Origin of the sequence: Rubripirellula tenax, from assembly GCF_007860125.1 — a bacterium.
GTDB lineage: Bacteria > Planctomycetota > Planctomycetia > Pirellulales > Pirellulaceae > Rubripirellula > Rubripirellula tenax.
This window is the reverse complement of record NZ_SJPW01000007.1, coordinates 74,490-93,753: the sequence shown is the minus strand read 5'-3', so window position 1 is coordinate 93,753 and position 19,264 is coordinate 74,490. Positions and strand designations below refer to the sequence as shown.

At 57.5% G+C, this 19,264-nt stretch carries 13 protein-coding genes and 1 tRNA gene; 9 read left to right on the top strand and 5 right to left on the bottom strand.

Features of this window, described 5'->3' with window-relative positions; translation table 11 throughout:
- The first annotated feature begins 96 nt into the window (after positions 1–96).
- Both Poly51_RS24005 and Poly51_RS24000 read left to right on the top strand, forming a co-directional pair.
- Positions 97–300, top strand: a complete 204-nt coding sequence (locus Poly51_RS24005; RefSeq protein WP_146460892.1) for a hypothetical protein — start codon at positions 97–99, stop codon at positions 298–300.
- A gap of 27 nt (positions 301–327) precedes the next feature.
- Positions 328–1,650 carry a hypothetical protein gene (locus Poly51_RS24000; RefSeq protein WP_146460890.1) on the top strand — a complete coding sequence of 441 codons (1,323 nt, stop codon included), beginning with the start codon at positions 328–330 and terminating at the stop codon, positions 1,648–1,650.
- Here Poly51_RS24000 and Poly51_RS23995 read toward each other — a convergent pair.
- A complete protein-coding gene (locus tag Poly51_RS23995) occupies positions 1,647–3,107 on the bottom strand; it encodes a rhomboid family intramembrane serine protease (protein WP_146460889.1) in 1,461 nt (486 codons plus the stop codon). The two genes, Poly51_RS24000 and Poly51_RS23995, sit on opposite strands and share 4 nt — an antisense overlap.
- Positions 3,108–3,485: 378 nt before the next feature.
- Here Poly51_RS23995 and Poly51_RS23990 point away from each other — a divergent pair, with 378 nt between their 5' ends.
- The 3 genes from Poly51_RS23990 (at position 3,486) to Poly51_RS23980 (ending at position 8,824) form a co-directional block, all read left to right on the top strand.
- Entirely contained in the window at positions 3,486–4,733 is a 1,248-nt protein-coding gene (locus Poly51_RS23990) for an HD-GYP domain-containing protein (RefSeq protein WP_146460887.1), read from the top strand.
- 93 nt (positions 4,734–4,826) lie between these two features.
- Positions 4,827–6,014, top strand: a complete 1,188-nt coding sequence (locus tag Poly51_RS23985; RefSeq protein WP_146460884.1) for a hypothetical protein — start codon at positions 4,827–4,829, stop codon at positions 6,012–6,014.
- 110 nt (positions 6,015–6,124) lie between these two features.
- Positions 6,125–8,824, top strand: a complete 2,700-nt coding sequence (locus Poly51_RS23980) for a BatD family protein (RefSeq protein WP_146460882.1) — start codon at positions 6,125–6,127, stop codon at positions 8,822–8,824.
- Between the two features lie 1,154 nt (positions 8,825–9,978).
- Here Poly51_RS23980 and Poly51_RS23970 read toward each other — a convergent pair.
- From Poly51_RS23970 to Poly51_RS23960, 3 genes are all read right to left on the bottom strand, one after another.
- Positions 9,979–10,368: a hypothetical protein gene (locus tag Poly51_RS23970; protein WP_146460879.1), complete on the bottom strand. Its 390-nt coding sequence runs from the start codon at positions 10,366–10,368 to the stop codon at positions 9,979–9,981.
- A gap of 111 nt (positions 10,369–10,479) precedes the next feature.
- Positions 10,480–10,797: a hypothetical protein gene (locus Poly51_RS23965; RefSeq protein ID WP_146460877.1), complete on the bottom strand. Its 318-nt coding sequence runs from the start codon at positions 10,795–10,797 to the stop codon at positions 10,480–10,482.
- Between the two features lie 610 nt (positions 10,798–11,407).
- Positions 11,408–11,480, bottom strand: a tRNA-Pro gene (locus tag Poly51_RS23960).
- A 120-nt stretch (positions 11,481–11,600) separates the two neighbouring features.
- On the opposite strand from Poly51_RS23960, the gene pyrF reads away from it, so the two are divergent.
- From pyrF to Poly51_RS23945, 3 genes are all read left to right on the top strand, one after another.
- Positions 11,601–12,494: an orotidine-5'-phosphate decarboxylase gene (gene pyrF, locus Poly51_RS23955; RefSeq protein WP_146460875.1), complete on the top strand. Its 894-nt coding sequence runs from the start codon at positions 11,601–11,603 to the stop codon at positions 12,492–12,494.
- 163 nt (positions 12,495–12,657) lie between these two features.
- Positions 12,658–13,890: a hypothetical protein gene (locus Poly51_RS23950; RefSeq protein ID WP_246114731.1), complete on the top strand. Its 1,233-nt coding sequence runs from the start codon at positions 12,658–12,660 to the stop codon at positions 13,888–13,890.
- Between the two features lie 130 nt (positions 13,891–14,020).
- Entirely contained in the window at positions 14,021–15,337 is a 1,317-nt protein-coding gene (locus Poly51_RS23945) for a beta-ketoacyl-[acyl-carrier-protein] synthase family protein (protein ID WP_146460873.1), read from the top strand.
- A gap of 221 nt (positions 15,338–15,558) precedes the next feature.
- Here Poly51_RS23945 and Poly51_RS30700 read toward each other — a convergent pair whose 3' ends face one another.
- Positions 15,559–18,669, bottom strand: a complete 3,111-nt coding sequence (locus Poly51_RS30700) for a DUF11 domain-containing protein (RefSeq protein ID WP_186775770.1) — start codon at positions 18,667–18,669, stop codon at positions 15,559–15,561.
- A gap of 229 nt (positions 18,670–18,898) precedes the next feature.
- On the opposite strand from Poly51_RS30700, the gene Poly51_RS23925 reads away from it, so the two are divergent.
- Positions 18,899–19,222, top strand: a complete 324-nt coding sequence (locus Poly51_RS23925; RefSeq protein WP_146460865.1) for a hypothetical protein — start codon at positions 18,899–18,901, stop codon at positions 19,220–19,222.
- Positions 19,223–19,264 lie beyond the last annotated feature (42 nt).

The window sequence follows — 19,264 nt, the reverse complement described above, 5'->3', positions numbered from 1 at the left end:
GTGGGGATTTGCAACTATACTGCGACCCACCATTGAAATCGGCACCCTGATGAACTTCATGCTTCCCTACTCTTCTTTTTCGCGGCGAGGAAATTGATGCCCAAGGCTCTCTGTCTAATCAGCCTTGTCGCGTCGATTTTGATCGTCGTGCTATTTTTGGCCGATGCCGCGATGGGCATGTTGGGTATGCAGGACACTGCACCCCTGCGGGCGGCCAATTTGACGATGGATATCGCCTTCATACTGCTGGGTTCTGGTCTGATCTTCATGAGCTGGAAAACGTACCGCGAACAGCGCTGATCTCCGACGCATCACGGATGAATTGAGATGTCGCTAAACCGCCGTGAATTTTGCCGACTCTCTTCATCGTCGATGCTGGCCGGTTTGGCGTTCCCATCCGTCGGCTTCGCGGATAAGCCGGATCTGGCGACTCAGTCCGCACCCCACCTTGCGCCGCTTGAAACTTTCGTGCCCACGCGAGCGATCACGCGCGGTCCCATCCACCACTGGTTCGGGTACTACGACAAGCACGAGTTCGATTCGACCGGACAGTTTGTTCTCGCGAACGAAGTCGATTTCGAAGGGCGATCGCCAACTGCCGACGATAAGATCGGAGTTGGATTTGTCGACACACACAACAACGACATCTGGACTTCGGTCGGAACCAGCAATGCTTGGGGGTGGCAACAGGGTTGCATGCTGCAGTGGGTCGGAAGTGACGGTGACAAAATCCTTTGGAATGATCGCGAAGGCGATTCGTTTGTCTGCCGCGTCTATTCTCGGTCGACCGGTTCGGTTTCCACTCTTTCGCGACCGATTTATACCGTTTCACCCGACGGTCGATTTGGATTGAGTGCGGACTTTCGGCGAATCAATAATTTGCGGCCGGGCTATGGCTATACCGGCTTGAGCGATCCGTGCGTTGCCCAACGCGCGCCACCGGATTCGGGTGTCTGGAAGGTCGATTTGGATTCCGGCCGCGAAGAACTGATTTTGTCGCTGGCGGACGTCGCAGCGATCCCTTGGCTCGACGGCACGACGCATGACGAAGCGTGGCACTACTTCAATCATCTGTTGATCAATCCGTCGGGGACACGATTCATCGTATTGCATCGATATCGTCCCAAGTTTGATCCGCAAACTTTGAGATACGATGGCGGATTCGTCACGCGGATGTTTACTGCAAACATGGATGGTAGCGATCGCTATGTTCTTGATCCAAGCGGAAAGACTTCTCATTTCATATGGAAGAATGACAAAGAAGTGACGATGTGGACCAAGCCGGCGGGCAAGCCCGAACGCTTTTACACGTTCGCGGATCAAACGCAAAACAATGTCGTCGTTGGCCCTGACACAATGACGGTCAATGGACACAACACCTATCTGCCGGCGCCCTACGACGATTGGATCTTAAACGATACGTATCCCGACAATAAGACGTCGCGTCAAACGGTCTACCTTTTTCACACCAAGAGCGGACGGCGCGTCGATCTAGGACACTTCCCTTCCGGCCCTGATTACCGCGGTGAATGGCGCTGCGACACGCATCCCAGAAGCAACCGTGCCGGCACTCATGTCGCGATTGACAGCCCGCACGAATCGGGCCGCCAAGTCTACTTGATGGACATTCGATCGGTGCTGGAAGCTTAGCGCTGGGCGAGTTGTTTTGCCTGCGTCCCGATTTCGACATAACGATTTCGCGTCGACGGGTCCAACATTTCCTTGTCAATCAAGCGAAGTTGCTTGATCGCTGCGATGGGGTCCGCCGGATCGGACAGGTGAAGCTCGGCCATTCGGATTCGCCAGCGTGGTGCATCGACGGGGTAAGTCTGGCAACCGATCCCAAGAACGGTCATCGCCGGTTTACTTTGCTGCGAACGAATCAATCCTTCGGCTAACCGATCCATGGACCGTGGGTGAAGTACGAATACCGGATCGTTTTTCCGAATCGCGGCGAACTCGCGCACCGCTTCGATAAATCGATTCTGGGCGATCATGGTATCGATCTCTTCCTGCGCTTGCGCGATCGGGTCAACGATCACGGCGCCGTCGTCAAAGTCGGGCAGGGCGAGATCGTCGTCAAACAGGTCGACGTTCGTCGCGCTCGATATCGTCGTTGGAATCGGCAACGGCGCCGGAGGGATTTGGGCCGTGGGTTTCTTGGCGATCACGGGGGATGGTCTTGGCGGTGCCACTTGCTGGATTTGATGGGCAAGCTTTGGCACGACGGCTTGGGGAGGTCCGGCCGGCTTGATCGACGCGAGGTACTCGGCGTGTTCGCGTTTTTGACGCGCGACGACGGACTTTGCGACGAACGGTTTTCCTTGCAATAGTGAAACCAGATCAAATCCCTCGCAATCGACCCAACCCAACAAAAGCATGCCGAACCCGCAAACGCCACCGACGATAAAGCCGTTGAGGTGCAACGCTTCGCTGCTGATCGGCATTCCCGTCATCCAAAACATGAACACTTCTTTGGCGACAAAGATCGCGCATACCGTTGATATCGCCCACTCGCGTACACCACCGTCCGGCGCCGATACGAACAGGCTCCAACGAAAGTAAACATCGAAGTTGTTGCTCGGTGCCCAGATCACACACACGGCCAAAAGTCCAAATATGACTGCCGATGCGCCCAGGGACCCGAAACCGTCCTTCATCAAGTCTTGTCGAAACTGTTTTTTCAATTCCTCGCGTGTTTCCGCATCAAGCGGACTGTCGGGATCGTCTAGCATCGAAACCAACGATTCGGCATCACCGGCCGGGTCGGACGGCAGCATGATCGTCTGTTGCGTGAATCCTTGGAATGTGCCGATCGCCAAGTAAAGGATCAGCATTCGCAGCCATCCGAGTTTGCCTTCGACCACCATTCCAAACGGGAACAGGAAAAGCATGTTGCCGAACAGGTGCAACAACCCAGCGTGCAAAAAATTGTGCGTCAACCATTGGATCGGATGATAGCCGTCGCCAAACGCAAGGATGCAGGGTGTCGGGTCGACATCGAACAACATCAGCGCAAAGTGAACGGCGATGTTGATGACCACCATTGCCGTCGTCACGATCGGATAGTGATAGAGCGGTGCGTCGGTGCCGTAAATGAATAGCATGACGTTGCATTGGTGACAGGCCAGAAACCGGAATGCAAACCATCATAACCGCTGGCAATTCGGGACGTGAGCCTTTGTCGAAACCGGCCGGTGCGACGGACTGCGAGGCCTGCGGTCAAAGGCGAAGCGGTCTCGCAATTCCCCGCCGCCGATCGACGCAAAGTCGAATCTTTCCTTCGCGACAAGATCCTGGCTTCGGTTCCGTTGGGGTGTTGAGCCTCGTCGGAAAACGCATAACCCGCAAGATCGTTTCATTGATTCGATGGGGCGTGAGATTCGACGACGGCTGTCGCAGAATCGCAATTTTGTGACCTAGGTTCTGTAGTAAGGGCAGGTTTCTTTTCTTTTTTTCTCGCGTTCGAAACGAATCTATCGCCAATGGGGCTCGAAAAGGTTTCCGTATCGATTGATCAGCTGGCGATAGGTGTGACGTGTAGTCAGCCGATCGTTTCGGATCGCGGCATCCTTTTACTTGGTGCCAAGACCTGCATCACGCAGCAGGTGATCACGGGGCTTCGCGAACGCGGCATCGATTACATTTCGGTTGACCCTAGCGATTTGGCTCTGTTGCGAGGGAAGCCAAAGGCCGTTGTCACGCCAAAACCGGCGCGACCCAAGGACTCAAAATGGGATCCGTCGCGACCGGTCAAGGAGATGCTGGTTAGCCGTCATGGCGAATCGCTCAGCACGGCTCGCGCCGAGTACCTTGCCAATCGAATGACGGCCGCCAAGAAACAATTCGAACTACTGCAGCACGGAATATCACGCGGCGCGCTGCATTCTCTCTCGGATTTCGACGCGCTGTCAGAGAATTTTGTCCATTCGATGGTTGATGACCACGATCAAACCGTCGGTTCGATGAGCGATCATGTTTCCGTCGACCCGATTGGTGAACGATCGGTGCGGATGGCGGTGCTCGGCATGTCGGTGGCTTGCGAGATGGGTTTGACAGGAAAGCAAACATTAGAAGTCGGGATGGCGGGTCTGCTGCATGACCTGGGTTTGTATGTGCTGGATCCCGACTTGTGGTGCGGCGTCGATCTGCAAAGTGAATCCGATCGCTGGGAGTATCAGAAACACCCTTTGCTGACAGCCAGGTGTATCGGCGACGCGATCCAGGTTTCCCCGATCGTTTGCATCGCGATTGAACAGGTTCATGAACAGTTCGATGGCTCAGGGTTTCCTCGCGGTGTGAAGGGACAACGCATTCACTTGTACGCTCGAATTTTGAACGTCGTCGACGCCTATCTGCAGCTAACGTCGCCGACCGCCCACCGTGGGCCCGTCCTTCCGCACGACGCGATGGGCGTGCTTTTGCACCGGGCTGCCAAAGGCATTTTTGACCCACAAGTCATCAAAGCCTTCTTGAGTATCGAATCGCTGTTTCCATTGGGCAGCCATGTCGAATTGAGTACCGGCCAGCTTGCCCGTGTGATCCGCCGCCCGCAAAACGGATTTTCGCTGCCGCTGGTCAAATCGCTCGAGGGGGAACTGATCGACTTAGAGAAATCTTCGATCGCAGTGGTTCGCCCGCGGCCGACCGGAGGTGAAGAGACGGTCCGATTGAGCCAAGAATGGATGCAGGCCTGCCAGTGGAACCCTGCCCAAGACTCCTTTGTCGTCTGAACTGTTCTTGCCATTGGACGTATGATCGAAGAAGAATAGTGATTGCCGGTTCGGCATTTCCAGGTTCACTTCACAACAATGCGGATTTTTTCGATGCGATGGAAACCGCGATACATCATCGGTTTTCTGATTCTTTTTTGCGTCCAGGGCGGTCCTGTCTTCGCTGCGGAAGTGCGTCCCGCGTCTGCCATCGAGGCCGAAACTTACAATCGCGGAGTCTCGCTGTTCCAGGCCGGCAAGATTGAAGAGGCAGCGGAGCATTTCGCGAGCGTTTCCGCGGCCGTCGACCCGTCGATCGCTGCTAGGGCGCGGTACAACCTCGGAAACGTTCGATACCGTCAGGCCGTGGACGCACTTGCGACCGGTGATCCCAATAGTCCGGCCGATCCCGGAAATTCCAACAATTCCGGTGCTTCCGCGACGGTCATCGAGCGATTGCGATCCGCCATCGACCACTATCAAAGTAGCCTCCGGCTGGACCCGTCCGACGATGACGCACGCGCGAATATCGAGTCGGCCGCCAGGCTGATCCAGCAACTGGACCAGGCCCAGTCGCCGCCGGAGGATCAAGACGGTCAACAAGAAGAGCAAGATTCGGAACAAGATGAGGAGTCGAAGGAGGGTGATCCGGCGGACGATTCTAAGTCGGATGAATCGAGTTCCGAGGGCGATGAGTCGGAGAGCGATGACTCCAAGAATGACGATGCGGAAAGAGGTGAAGAATCCGGCGGGGGCGAAGACGCTGCGGACGAACAGGAGTCGTCTGATGACCCCGCCGATCAATCGGCCGGGTCGGGCCAGTCCGAGCCTTCGCAAGGTGATTCGTCGGGAAGCCCGGGCGAGGAAGCGTCCGATGAGTCATCCTCTTCCGAATCGCCTGGCGGCGATCCGGAAGAGAGCGATTCGGGTACGCCTTCGGCGCCTTCCGCGAATGGTGATTCGTCGGATGATTCCGGACAGGATTCATCGATGGACGGAAGGTCGGACGGTGAATCGGATCCGACGTCCAACAGCGATTCGAAGGAGTCGAACGCAGATAAATCGAGCGACGAGGCTACGGATTCGAAGGGTGAGTTGACCGCGTCCGACGGTGACCTGTCCGATGCGCCGCCAGACGATGGAGAATCGATGGCGAGGATGGCCGACGGGGCAGCCGATGCGATGACGCCGCAAGAAGCGAAAAAGTTGCTCCAGTCGATTCGGGATCGCGATATGCTTCGGCGGCTTCGGCAACGGGCCGCCGAGCGAGATCGCCGTGTCCCGGTTGATCGTGACTGGTGAATGTGACTGGTGAATGTGACTGGTTCAATCATGGTTGATGGTTACTTGTCTATGCCTGCTGCTATGACCCAGGTGAGCCCCATTTTGGAATCGAAGAGAGTTTTTACGAGATGATCCCACGGTGCATCCCCGTACTTTTCATGGCCGTCGTTGCGATCGCGCCCAGCGTCACTGCGGCGGAGGTGTCGATCGCGATTTCGTCGAACCGAGCGTACGTCGGAATGCCGATCACGCTTCAAGTTCAGGTCAGCAACGCAGACCTTGGCGATGCCCCGCAAGTTCCGGACGTCGATGGATTGTCGATCGAGGCTGTGGGGCGTCCGTCGATCAGTTCGCAAACCATGTCGTTCAACGGTCGATCCACCAGCACGACTTCGACGGTGGTTTACCAGTACCAAGTCACAGCGCTTCGTGAAGGCGACTTTACGATTCCGCCGATCAAGGTCAAAGTCGGCGGGCTTTCGACGATCACCGAAGCCGTGCGGTTTTCGGCTGTCAAAAGTGAAACCGGTGACGCGATGTTTGTCGAGATTGTCGGCAAACGCGACAGCGTCTACGTCGGCCAGTCGATCGACTTGACGCTAAAAATTTGGGTTTTGCCGTACGAGAACGAAGAATATGGCGTGACGCTTGGCGAGCGAGAAATGTGGCAGAGTTTTTCGGGCAAGTCGAGTTGGGGCCCCTTCGAGGAGACGTTGCGAGAAATGGGTGCCAATCGCCGCCGCCCCGCCGGTCGCTCGGTCCAGCGGAAAGACGCAAGCGGTAAAAATCGCGAGTACTTTTTATACGAGATCGAGGCCCCCGTTTATCCGACCCGTCCGGGGAAGATCGACGCTGATGATGTTCGGATCGTGATGAACTACCCGAGCGAAATCGGGCGTAGCCGGGATCCTTTCGACGAGATGCTCGAAGGTGTCGGATCGCCCTTTCGCGGGTCCATGTTCGGGGATGATTTCTTTCGGTCGGCTGCAGCCCGATTGAGGGTGACGGCGGTTCGGCCGATCGATGTGGAAGCCGTCGTTGAGTCGATCGAGGTGAAGCCGATTCCCACGCAAGGACGTCCGGACGACTACGTCGGCGCCGTCGGGAAATACAGTATCGACGTGGAAGCGGATTCGACGGAGGTCAACGTGGGGGACCCCATTACGTTGACACTGGCGATCCGGGGGACCGGGCCGATGGATTTGCTCTTGCCGCCGAAATTGGCTACCCAGCCATCCCTAGTCGATGGCTTCAAGGTTTCTGACGAAGAGCTTGCCGGGTTCGTTGACGGTCAGCGAAAACTGTTTCAGACGACAATACGCCCGAAAGACGAATCGGTATCCGAGATTCCGCCGATCACGTACAGCTATTTCGATCCGGATACGGAATCGTTCGTGACGGTCACCACGGACCCGATTCCGATTCGTGTTTCGCCCAGCGACATGTTGAAACTTGATTCGACCGTGACCCAACGGGCAGGCGCCGCGCGCCGCGACCCCGTCGTTTCCAACACGAACCCTCTTGCCGAGCCGACGCGGCGAACGACGCTCTTTTCCAGTGATGATGCGCTGGTCCGACGCACGCGACATCGTGGAATCACGTCCTGGGTCATCGGGGCGTTCGCCGTCCCGCCGGCGGTCTTCGTTTTGTTGCTGGTGTACCGCTCAAGAAGCCGATTCGGTTTCTTGACTTCGCCCAAGCGCCAGTTTACGAAAGCCGTTGAATCCGCGGCCTCGGCAACGGAGGTCGCCGACGCACTGGGGCAATGGATCGGTCATCGTGTTGGTGCGCGAAACGGATCGCGTTCTTTGGATCATGTCGTCGGTCAGTTGCGGCAGAGCGGCCAGACCGATGTGGCCGTCCGCGCTGAACGTTTCTTCGCAAATGTCACACGTTCGGAGCAAGAGTTTTCCCGTGTCACCGACGACGAACGATTGGCCGGGTTCAAGAAACTAGCACGCGAAATCGCCGCCGACATACGTCCGTCATCGCGAACCATCGTGGGCTCTCGGAGGCCGGCGACGGTTGCGGGGCTGGTACTGCTCTTTGTAGGTGGGTTCGTGAATTCTGGTGTTTCCGTTGCTGGTGAAGCCGTGGCGATGTCAGCGGAATCGCAAGCTACTTTGTTTCGTGATGCAGTACGCCGATACGAAGTTGCGTTGACGACAACGCCAAAAACCGACGCAGAGACTTTGTTCGCGGAGGTGGCAGATGACTTCCAAGCGATCGCGGATTCTGGGGTCCAGAACGACCAGCTTTATTTCAATGTGGCAACCGCAGCAGCGCAGGCGGGCCAGAACGGTCGAGCGATAGCGTCGTACCGTCGTTCGTTGCGAATTGAGCCCGAGAATCCGATCTACTACGACCAGCTTCGCATCGCCGAGTCGAAGCGAAGTGATCCATCGTCATCGGTCCGCCGCGTCAATGATTTTGTATTGGGATTCGTGTCCCCGCGGACGATGAAATGGCTGGCCGTTTTTGGATGGGTCGTTGCATGGGTGTTGTTTGCGGTCGCAGTCCTGCGTCGTCCGGGTGACAGCATCAAGCGGGCGTCGGTTTCGATGGGATTCGTACTGGTGTTCATGTCGGTGTTGGCGTCGACGTCGTACGCGGCCCGCGTTGTACCGTTGGTTCGGACCGACGTGGGCGTTCTTGTAGGATCCCAAATCCCATTGCGAGCAGGTGACGGCGACGAGTTTCCGTTGGCACTGGATATCGCCGATGGTGATGGCGAGGTCGTGTCGATCATCGATCGTCGCGGTGGTTGGACGAACGTTCAACGCAAAGACGGTTCCACCGGATGGGTCAAGAACGAGTCCGTGAACTGACTCGCTGGCGAACAACCAAATAAGAAAGGTTCCACGACGTTGTGAAGCGGGTTGAGAAAGAGAGTTTGCATCGGAAGAAATGTCAAACGGCGGGCATCCCCGGGGACGCGTGAACGAGTCACCACTTGGAACATCGCAACGGTGTCCTCCATGTCCAGGTCATGATTGCGCCGCGTCTGTGGCTGGATTCGCGATCAATCAGTTTGATCGGCGGCGCTGAACGATTGGGCCAGACTGACGTCGGGCAGCATCCGAATCCAACTGTGGTTGCGACTGCGAATCGTCCGTGTTGTCGGGTTGGATTTCGGCTCGAGTAATCCAGGCTGCGAAACACAACAGCACTACCAACGCGATGAGAATTGCAACCGTGTCCCATGCACCAGCCCAGAAAGCGAGGACCGCAGATAGTGCCGTCCCGCCGATTGGAACCCACCAGCCACGTGATGGTGGCATGAGCCGAGTTTCTTGTATCGTGACTGAGGGTGGCGTGTAGGGATTGAGCATCGTTTGACTTTCAGCAATTATTAGGACGCTTCCTCTCAATCGCTTGCGTTAGCTCCTGAGGCGGGTGACGGCTATGCATCACCGGGTGGGAGCGAAAGCCGTGATTTCAAAAACTCAGGACCACCGTCGCTCCGGTGCAGACCCTTGTTATGCTTTTGCGTGAGCATCTTGATCGTCCTCAAAAGGACAAGAGTCAGCCGTCGGTTCGTCGCGGAAGTACACACGGGCCGAAACCAATTTCCCGCAATGCGAGCATCTCGCACCTATGCGTTTGACAGCGGATACAGCACCAAAACGGATTCCGCCCATGCTCCAGATCGAACGTTCGGAATTGCATTGCGTGCATCGTACCATCCAACGTTCGGAAGAGTCGCGAATCCGGTCGAACCATGGTTCTGGCAGGATCTTTTTGGCAATGAACTGTGATACGGACATTGGATTTTTCGCTTTTGGTGGCGATTTCAAAAATGAAGTCAGTAGCTAAGGCCTGAAAAGATACAGCCGCGGGCGCAAGAAAATCGTTGCCGTTTCAGTCGGGTAACGTCCGGCATCCCAGAAGGCGGAGCGCAAGAGTCGACCATTTCAAAATCGCCCGTAAGATGGACGGAGGGGGCTCGGTTAAGTTGTCCGAAACTCGGAGCCGAAACGAATCAGTCCTGTCCCGCCACGATTCCGCCAACGTAGCCACCAACCAGCGAAACCGCAAGGAAATACGAGAGGGTGGCTGAAACGAACAGTGATCGAGTAAGCAGCCCGTCGTCGATCCAGCCAATCGGAACAACAAAGAACCACATCGCAAGAATCAACGGCCCAATCCCGATAAGTGAACACAACGAGGAATACAATGTCCCAACGACGAGTGAATACTTTGTCTTGTTCACGTGATACGCGGCTATGGGACCGAGCGTGAATGGAAAGGTAATCGCAACAAACAAAAGGTTAAGCCGAGCCATGGCGAAGTAGAGTGCCGCCACCAAAGTGACAACAAAGATCGTTGCAACTGAAAATTGGATTGTTTGAAAATGAGGTAGCGATCGCATGTTTTTAAATCGGATAGCGGTGCGGTCCAGCGGGCGGCGGTAAAAATGTGCAAGGGGACGGAAAAGCTAACCACCGTCACTGTGGTGCAACCGACGAAGATCCGCCGCTTGCTATGCGATCACGAAACGAGTGACCAGAGCGCTGCCGCCAAATAGGATCACACCGCCAACGATCTGTAGCACGAACGCGGGCCGAGGCGAACCATTCAGCCACAGCAGTCCAGCAACCGTATTCAGAAATGAAGCAGAGAACAAAATTGGAATCATGCAGACCGCGACGTACCAAAAATTGGGGTCGGCGTAGTCTGATAGAGTGACACCTGAGAGGTAGACGATGCCGATCAGGCTCAGCACCGCAGCGATCAGCCACGCGAATGCGGCCGCGATTGGATGTCGGTGTATGTCCGCGTTTGGTGATGGAGCGTTCATTCTTTAGCCATGAGTCGTGTTGAGGCAAATCGGTGGTTGTAGCTTGAGTGCGCACAACGCCCCTCCAGAAAGCGACGGGAACGCAAGGATAGTCGTTTTCGATTCAGTGATCTTTCGTTGAATCTTGGATTTTAGTGAAAACAGTACATCAGCCGGATAGCTTGTTTCTCCCCTTCCGGACAGGCTAGGAACGGGGTGTTTCGACTTTTAGTCACCGGCACAGAGGGGTGAATCAAGCAGGATCCCGAGTGGGGATAGCAGCCATGCGGACCGACGATCATCCGTCGGTGGCGGACGCGAAGTATGCAAGCGAGTGGCCCGGGCCCTATGCGAGTGCTGCGCGATCTTCCACCTCGGTATCGCGAGCTGGATTCTTCCATCCTCAGTGTCAACAGACCACGCACCGCGAGGCTTTCACAATCAAGGTTTCCGAACCGATGTCTCGGCCGATTTTTCAAACGGAACGTGAATCCAGAATGCAGGCCAATCAGAAATATTGACCCGTTTGGTCATGCCTGGTCATATCAAAATCAAATCAATGGTCGAATCAGCGTTGTGGCCAGACACGAAAAAACCCGCGTTTCACTTGTGAAAACGCGGGTTTCGTTAGTCGGGCCGACAGGAGTTGAACCTGCGACCTCTTGACCCCCAGTCAAGCGCGCTACCAACTGCGCTACGGCCCGAACTCTTTTGATCAGTAGCTATGTTAGTAAACCGACGGAAGGTTTGCTAGGTGACCTTGGCTGATGGTCCACAGCGTTTTACGTTGCCGTTTTGAAGCCACCATTTTTGGGAATGTTCGGATGAGTTTTGCGGATCGATTGGCTGCGGCCGTTCAAACGTCGGGTTCGGTCACCTGTGTCGGATTGGATCCGCGGAAGGCCCAGTTGCCCGCGCCCATCCGCGATCAAGTGGTCGGCGATACGCCCGACGCATGGGCCGCCGCCTACACGCAATTCTGTACCGAAATCATCGATGTGGTCGCCGGTCGGGTCGCCTGTGTGAAGCCTCAGGCGGCGTTTTTTGAACAACTCGGGCCGGCCGGAATGGTCTCGCTGGGGCACGTCATCGCCCACGCGCGGAAGGCCGGTTTGTTAGTCATCACCGATGGGAAACGTAACGACATTGGCAGCACCGCGACGGCTTACGCCGACGCCTATTTGGGCGACGCCAGCCCGTGGGGCAGCGATTCGTTGACGGTCAGCCCCTATTTGGGGCGTGATTCGCTGGAGCCATTCGTTGAAGTGTGTGATGCTCGCCAGGCCGGTATTTTTGTACTGGTGAAGACGTCCAACCCGGGCGGCGGATTGCTGCAGGACCGAGTCACGGACGGCAAGTCGGTTTACGCGGCAGTCGCCGATTTGGTGACGGAGTTGAATGCAGCGCGGATTGGCAAGTCGGGCTACGGGCCCGTCGGCGCGGTCGTCGGCGCGACCTATCCCGAACAGTTGGCCGAGATGCGGGCGGCGATGCCGGGGGCTTGGATCTTGATTCCCGGCTTTGGGGCGCAAGGCGGCGCGGCTGACGACGTGAAAGCCGGTTTTGACGCGTCCGGGCTGGGCGCGGTCGTCAACAGTTCGCGGCACATCATCTTTGCGCATGCTCGGCCAGAGTACAAAGACAAGTTCGGGGACGCCAAGTGGCTGGACGCTGTTTCGGCAGCGACGGACGAAATGAACGGTCAACTTCGTTTCTGAATCATCGTGATTGTTTCTGGACGTTCCTAGACATCGACGGATCCGAGCGAGCCCCGGCGGGGGGAAACTGACGTTTCACATTCAGTCTTGCCTCGAGTTTCCCATTCTCGGTATAGCCACACAGAGTCTCAGCTCTGGAACCGATCCAACGGGAACCCAATCGATGCGTCGCCTTGTTACTTGTCTTTTGTTTAGCGCCGTCTGCACTCCTGGATTTAGTCAGGGCGGCATGGGTTTGCCCGGTGGTACGACCGCGGCGGTTCCACGCATGAACGACACTCCGCCGAGCATGCAGAATCCGGCGACCCAACGAACGGCCGGCAACGCTTTTGGTAGCCAAAACGCGCCCGCGGCATCTTCTGGCCAGATCTCCAGCGGCGGCAAACTGCCTCGCACGGCCGGCCAAGAGCATCGTGTCTACGATTTGCGGCCGTACTCGGGTTACCTCACCAAGCACGACCATCCCGAACAAGCGGTGATCGACTGGGTGCTTCGCGAAACGGGCACCGACGTCTGGTTCACCGAGCCGTTCGGATTCATGAACGCGGACCGAGAATCCTTGTCGGTCTATCACACTCGCGAAATGCACGAAGTCATCGCTGGCGTCGTCGATCGCTTTGTGGCGGGCGAAAAAGAACCCCAAGTGATGCACCTGCGAGTGATGACGGTCGGCAATGCCAACTGGCGCAGCCGCGCACACATGTTGATGCAGCACGTCAGCGTGGATTCGCCGGGCGTCCAAGCGTGGCTGTTGAGCAAAGAAAACGCGGCGTTGGTTTTGAACTTGCTTCGCCAACGTACCGATACTCGCCAAGTTCACGACTTGAATATCGTGACCTACAACGGCCAAACCGAAACACTGGCCAGCACACGTGGCCGCAACTATGTCCGCAATGTCCGTCCGGCGCCGCAGGCGTGGCCTCCCTACGAGCCCGAAACGGGCGAAGTCCAAGAAGGCTATCGCTTGTCGATAAGCCCACTGCTTAGCACCGATGGACGCGCGATCGACTGCATGATCAAGGCGGAAATCGACCAAGTCGACAAGCTGAACCACGTCGATTTGGAATTGCCGCTGCCGAACAATCAAACTCATCGCGCCCGAATTGACGTGCCCCAGGTCGTCAGTTGGCGGTTGCACGAACGGTTCCGTTGGCCGTCCGACATGGTGCTGTTGTTATCGTGTGGCGTCGTCGCCAGCCCCGAGCGGGCTCAATCAACGGTGCCGCTTTTGAACATGGGTGCATTTACCGGATCGACGGCCGGACGAGCCGATGCGTTGATGTTCATCCAATTCCGAGGCGATGCTTCCGAGAACCTGACATCAACGCTGACACCGTCGGCTACGGTGCCACAGGTCGCGAATCAGCCCGGTGGCGCGAACCGAGGCCGATACTAACGGGCATTTTTGCTTCCCGTGGATGATAAACGGCAGATGCCGTTTGTCTCCGCATGGTCGACCTGGGATTTGCGGTTTAGAATGCCGGCCAACGTTTGTCCGCCATCTCGTTATCCCGTCTCAGCCGTCCATGCCTATTTCTTCGTCTCGCCGCGTCGTCATCACGGGTCTCGGTGTGGTTTCTCCGTTGGGGAATGATTCCGACAGTGTCATCGGTGCCCTGCGCGACGGCTCCAGCGGTATCCGCCCGCTGACGCAGGTGCCCCAAAAGGTGTTGGGTATTGACCACGGCGCCGAAGCCATCGCTTTTACCGGCGACATTTCGGACTACGGCCCAATGGAAAAGACGCTGGCCCGAACGATCAAGAAAGGCAGCAAAGTGATGTGCCGCGAGATCGAGATGGGTGTCGCGGTGGCCCAGTTAGCGATGAACGACGCCGGGCTGAACGAATCCAATCGAGATCGCGACCGCACGGGCGTCTTGTACGGTTGTGACTACATCATGTCGTTGCCCGAAGAGTTCGCCGCTGGCATCAAAAAGTGCTTAGATGAAGACGGAAATTTCCAATTCGAAAAATGGGGACAAACCGGCAAGCCCGAAGTGAACCCGCTTTGGTTGCTGAAGTACTTGCCCAACATGCCGGCCAGCCACATCGCGATCTATAACGATCTGCGTGGTCCCAATAATTCGATCACTGTTCGTGAAGCGTCCGCGGGCGCGGCGCTGGCCGAAGCCTATTCGACAATTCAACGAGGCCATGCGGACGTATTGGTCGTCGGTTCGACAGGGTCACGCATCCACTCGTTGCGAACCCTGCACGCGTCGCTGCAAGAAAAATTGGCGACCGACCAAGCCGACCCGACGACGATGTCGCGACCATTCGACGTCTCGCGAGACGGCAGCGTGGTTGGCGAAGGTGCCGGGGCTCTGGTTTGCGAAACGCTTGAACACGCGACCCATCGCGGCGCGACGATCTTGGCCGAGATTGTGGGTTACGGCAGCAGCGCCGTCGGTCCGCAAACCGGCATGGAAGATTCGCACTTAAGGCAGGCGTTCATCAACGTGCTTCGCGGCGCTCTCGGTGGGACCGATCCGGCGTCGGTCGGCCACATCCATGCTCATGGATTGGGAACCGTCGAGTGTGATCGACAGGAAGCCGATGCGATCGCCACGGTGTTCGGTGATGTCGCGGTTCAGCCCCCGGTTACAACCGCGAAGGGTCACATGGGCAACCTTGGCGCGGGCGGTGGAATGGTCGAAGTCATCGCCAGCATCAAAGCGATGGGTGGCGAACTGTTTCCGATTCGCAATCTGAACCAGCTCGATCCGGCCTGCCCGATCAACGCCTGTACCGGCAACTCAACACCGGCCGGCGACAGCTTCATCAGCGTGAACGTGACGCCGCAAGGCCAAGCCTCGGCCACGCGTATCGCCGTCTTCAAATAGTCGCTGCAAAGACGCGGGGTGCTAGCGATTGTTAGACACACCACCGCGAACACCCATCCGCACAAGTGAACACTTGGCGTAGCTCAACATTCCTGGGTGTAGGTACCTCTGGCCCGAGGGAAGGTGAGCTCGTACTTCCGGAAACACGGTCAAAACTGCAAGTCGGCCAAGAGCGGCCGGACGATTCCGGAACCGCTTGAACTTGCAGCGTCTTGCGACGGTTAGCGGATTTGCTTGCCGTCGGTGCTGCTGCGGCTGACACGGTCCGATTGAGGACTCATGTAGTGCGTCGCCTCTTCGGCAACCAGAACGGTATCGCCCGATCGCACTTCGGCGCGGAAGCGATGGTGACCGGCACGATCGGCGATGGCGACGACTCGCATCCGAATTTCTTCACCCGCACCGATTCGTGGGATCGCATCGAACAAGACTTGTCCAGTGACGATCTCGCCGCTTTGCCCATCGACTCGCTTGGGTTCGATGCCGTGGCTGAATTGTGCCAAGGTCGTGACGTCGCGAGCTTCGCGGCTGCCGCGGTTACGAATCACGATTTCGTACGTTACTTCGCTGCCGATCGGCGCCGGTGCTACTGGGTCATCGATGGTCAGCACCAAGTCGGCGATCGATTCGACGCGAGTCGTCAACGCGACATCGGCAAAACCAGCCGCGGTTCCCTTGCAATCGAACGCGAACAGATGGTCACCCGTCGCAGCCATATTGCATCGGAATTGATAGTCACGCGTTGCACCCGGGGCCAGCGATGTGATTTCCCAACGCAGGGTGTTCGCACGCAGTTCGGCACCTTCGACGCCACCGAGATACTTCACGCCGGCAGGCATCCGCAGCGTTGCGACGACCTTTTCGGACGTTGCCGAACCAGAGTTTTTGACCTGCAGGTTGTACATCGCTTCCGTGTTTTGGTACTTCAGTTCCGGGCCGTTCAAGATGGCCTCGATCTGAGCCGCCGCGACGCGGATCGATTTTGCCGCTTCAGCGCGAAGTTCCAAGTCGCCCGTTGCCAGGCCGTGGATCTTCAAGTCACCCAAGTCTTGAGCCGTCAACTCGACTTCGAATTGGGCTTCTTTGCCCGCCGGGATATCACCGATGCGTTGCGATTGCGGCGTTGCCGAATTGGGCGACAGGGTGAACACGACATTGGGTGCGACACCGTCCCCGGGGTTCAGCACGCGAACTTTGTAAGTCTGCGATTGGCCATAGATCACTTCATCGGGACCTTCGATCGCCAAGTCCAGGCGGGGCTCTTGAACCTTGATTTGCGCGACACTCTTTTGCGGCATCAATGTCCAGTCGACGTCGACGTCGTGGGTTCCGCTACGAGCTGCCATCAAGCGAATGAACATTTGTTCCGAAGCACCGGCCGGCAAGTGATCGATCTTCCAGACCAATCGCTCGACGGTGCCTTCGCCTTGGCTGTCGACTTGGCCGCGAGTCGCGTTTTGACCGCGAACTTCGGCCCAGTCGGGAATCATGGCTCGCACGATCAAGCCTTCGGCGTCGATCGAACCACGGTTTTCGACACGGATTTCATATTCGTTGGTCTGACGCACCGTGACCTCGCTGGGACCGCGTGTCACGACCCGGATGCCGGGCAATTCCGACGATGCCATTCCTGATCCCATCAACGACGGAGGCTGACCGACAGCACTTCGCATTTGGTTGCGTGAGTCAGCATTGGAACGATCGAAGTTGTCGCGATGGGATGGGGCCGCGACGGCTTCTTTGTTTTGGTAACCGTTGATCGCATGCATCGGCACGTTCGTTGTGTCTTGTGCCGGGCGAGCGGATCGTCCTGGGACCGCAGCAGTCGCCGGGCCTGGATTACGAGGTTCGAAGTTCGACGCACCATAGCTAGGGCGACCATAGGGATCGTCGAACGGGTCTGGCGTTACTCGAGCGGTTTCAAACGCGGGCACGGAATCGGTCGCCGGCATCGAAACGTATGGGCGAGTCATTTGCGAAGCTGCACCGGGGGCCGAGATTCCAGAGCCGATCGCGGTATTCCCCGAACCGAAGTGAGTCGCGGGCACGCCCAAGCTGGGAACGGAAGCGGGGCTTGATTCGAAGGCCGCGGCCGGTGGTCCGGCGCGGTGCGAGACTGTCGACGCGGGCGTCGGGTTCGACGCGGCATACGGGTGCGAGGGAATCGTCATGCTGGGCACTGCCGAACCGGGTATTGCCGCACTGGGCATTACCAAGCTAGGTGCCGGTGCCACCGCAGTCGTCGTTGGATCGACGGGTGTGGTGTAGGCCGGCGTGGAAACAGCGGCCGGTGCACTCAGGGTCGCACTGGGTACTGCCGCGGCAATGCCGGTGGCCGCTGTTTTGGGTTCCGCCACGATCGCCGCCGGAGCAGGTTTGGGTTGCGGGGCCGGTTTCGGTTCGACCTTCGGTTCCGTCGTCTTGGGCAACTCGATTTTCGCGACGGCTGGAGTCTCTTTTTTTGCAGCCGCCGTTGCCGAAGGAATCTCACGTCGTGTCACGCGAGGAACCAAGTCGACGACGTCATCGGCGAAGGCTGGCTTCGGCGTGCGAGCTACCGTTGGTGACGTGTTCGATACGGCGGTCCGATCCAATTCAAACGGTTCGACGTCGCGGCGGTCACTGCGACGACTGCTTGATGAAGCCGACAGCGATGGCGATGGCGCGCTCGTTTTGATTTCGGTCTCGGCCGGAGGTGTCGGGACACCTCGTGGCGTTGTGGCGGCGATGTTTCGGCGGGTCACCGATGGCGTCGAGACGGTCCGAGCACTGGTCGTTTTCGCCGGTTCCGGTGCCATGTTTTGTGTTGTGTTTTGCGATGCGTTCCCACGGACGATGCGAGGCGCCGTTGGTGCGGCGGAACGGCTGGGATCGCGAATCGGCGCCGCAGCGTTGGTTGCGGTCGTCGCCTGAGCTTTATGAAACGGAATGCCGTCCCAGTTCACGTCCGCGCTGGACTTGCTTGCCGACTTAGCTTGCGCCGCGCCAGAACTGTTACTCGAGCGTCCGCCTCCCGAAAACCACGAATCAAGCAACCCACGAGCTGGCGTCGCCGACTTCGCAGTCGTTTTCCGAGTGCTATTCCCGCCGCCGGTCAACGATTGAAAGAAGCCGGGGCGAGAATCACCTCGTTCTAACTGCTTGCCCACCACTTGGCGAACTTGGCCGTTGGGGGAGCCTGAATTGGACGATTTTTCGACACCTACGGCTTGTCGAGCACCGTTAGCCGGAGCGTCATTGGGTGACGCGCCGTGCAGCAGCGAAGTCATCAACAAAGCGGGTGCGGCGATGGCTGTCGAAAAGACAAGGAATCGGCGGTTTACGCGGTCCATGCGTCAATCTCAAAACGTAGGCGGAAATTCGGTACTCAGTCCATCGTCTTCATCGGCAACCCTCAGACATTGCGATGAGTAAAATTTGACGATTGAAACGATTTCAAGGATTGGCCGACCCGTCACGGGGTTGCGTGGAACGCACGATGGCGGAATCCGTGAAACTGGCGCAGAATCACCACTGATGAAAACGCCCACCGCGACCGCAAACCCACGCTCGAAGATCACCATGACACGACGCGAAAAGATCGAAGCCATGCTGGCAGACGACCCGAACGACAACTTTCTGCGTTATTCGCTCGCGATGGAGTTACGCAGCGAAGGCGCAAACGCCAAGAGCCTGGAGATCTTTGACGCGCTGATGAAAGAGACACCGCCGTTCGTTCAGGCGTTTTTCATGTCCGCCCAATTATTGGTCGACATCGACGAAATCGAACAAGCACGAACTCACCTGCGTGACGGGATCGATCAGGCCCGTGCCCAAGGCGACGCGCATGCCGCCGCCGAAATGAGCGACCTTTTGGCGACGTTGGGCGAAATGGGGGAACTGTAGTCGCCAATTCAGCGCGTGATGGGTGTCCTGCATCTTTTCCTT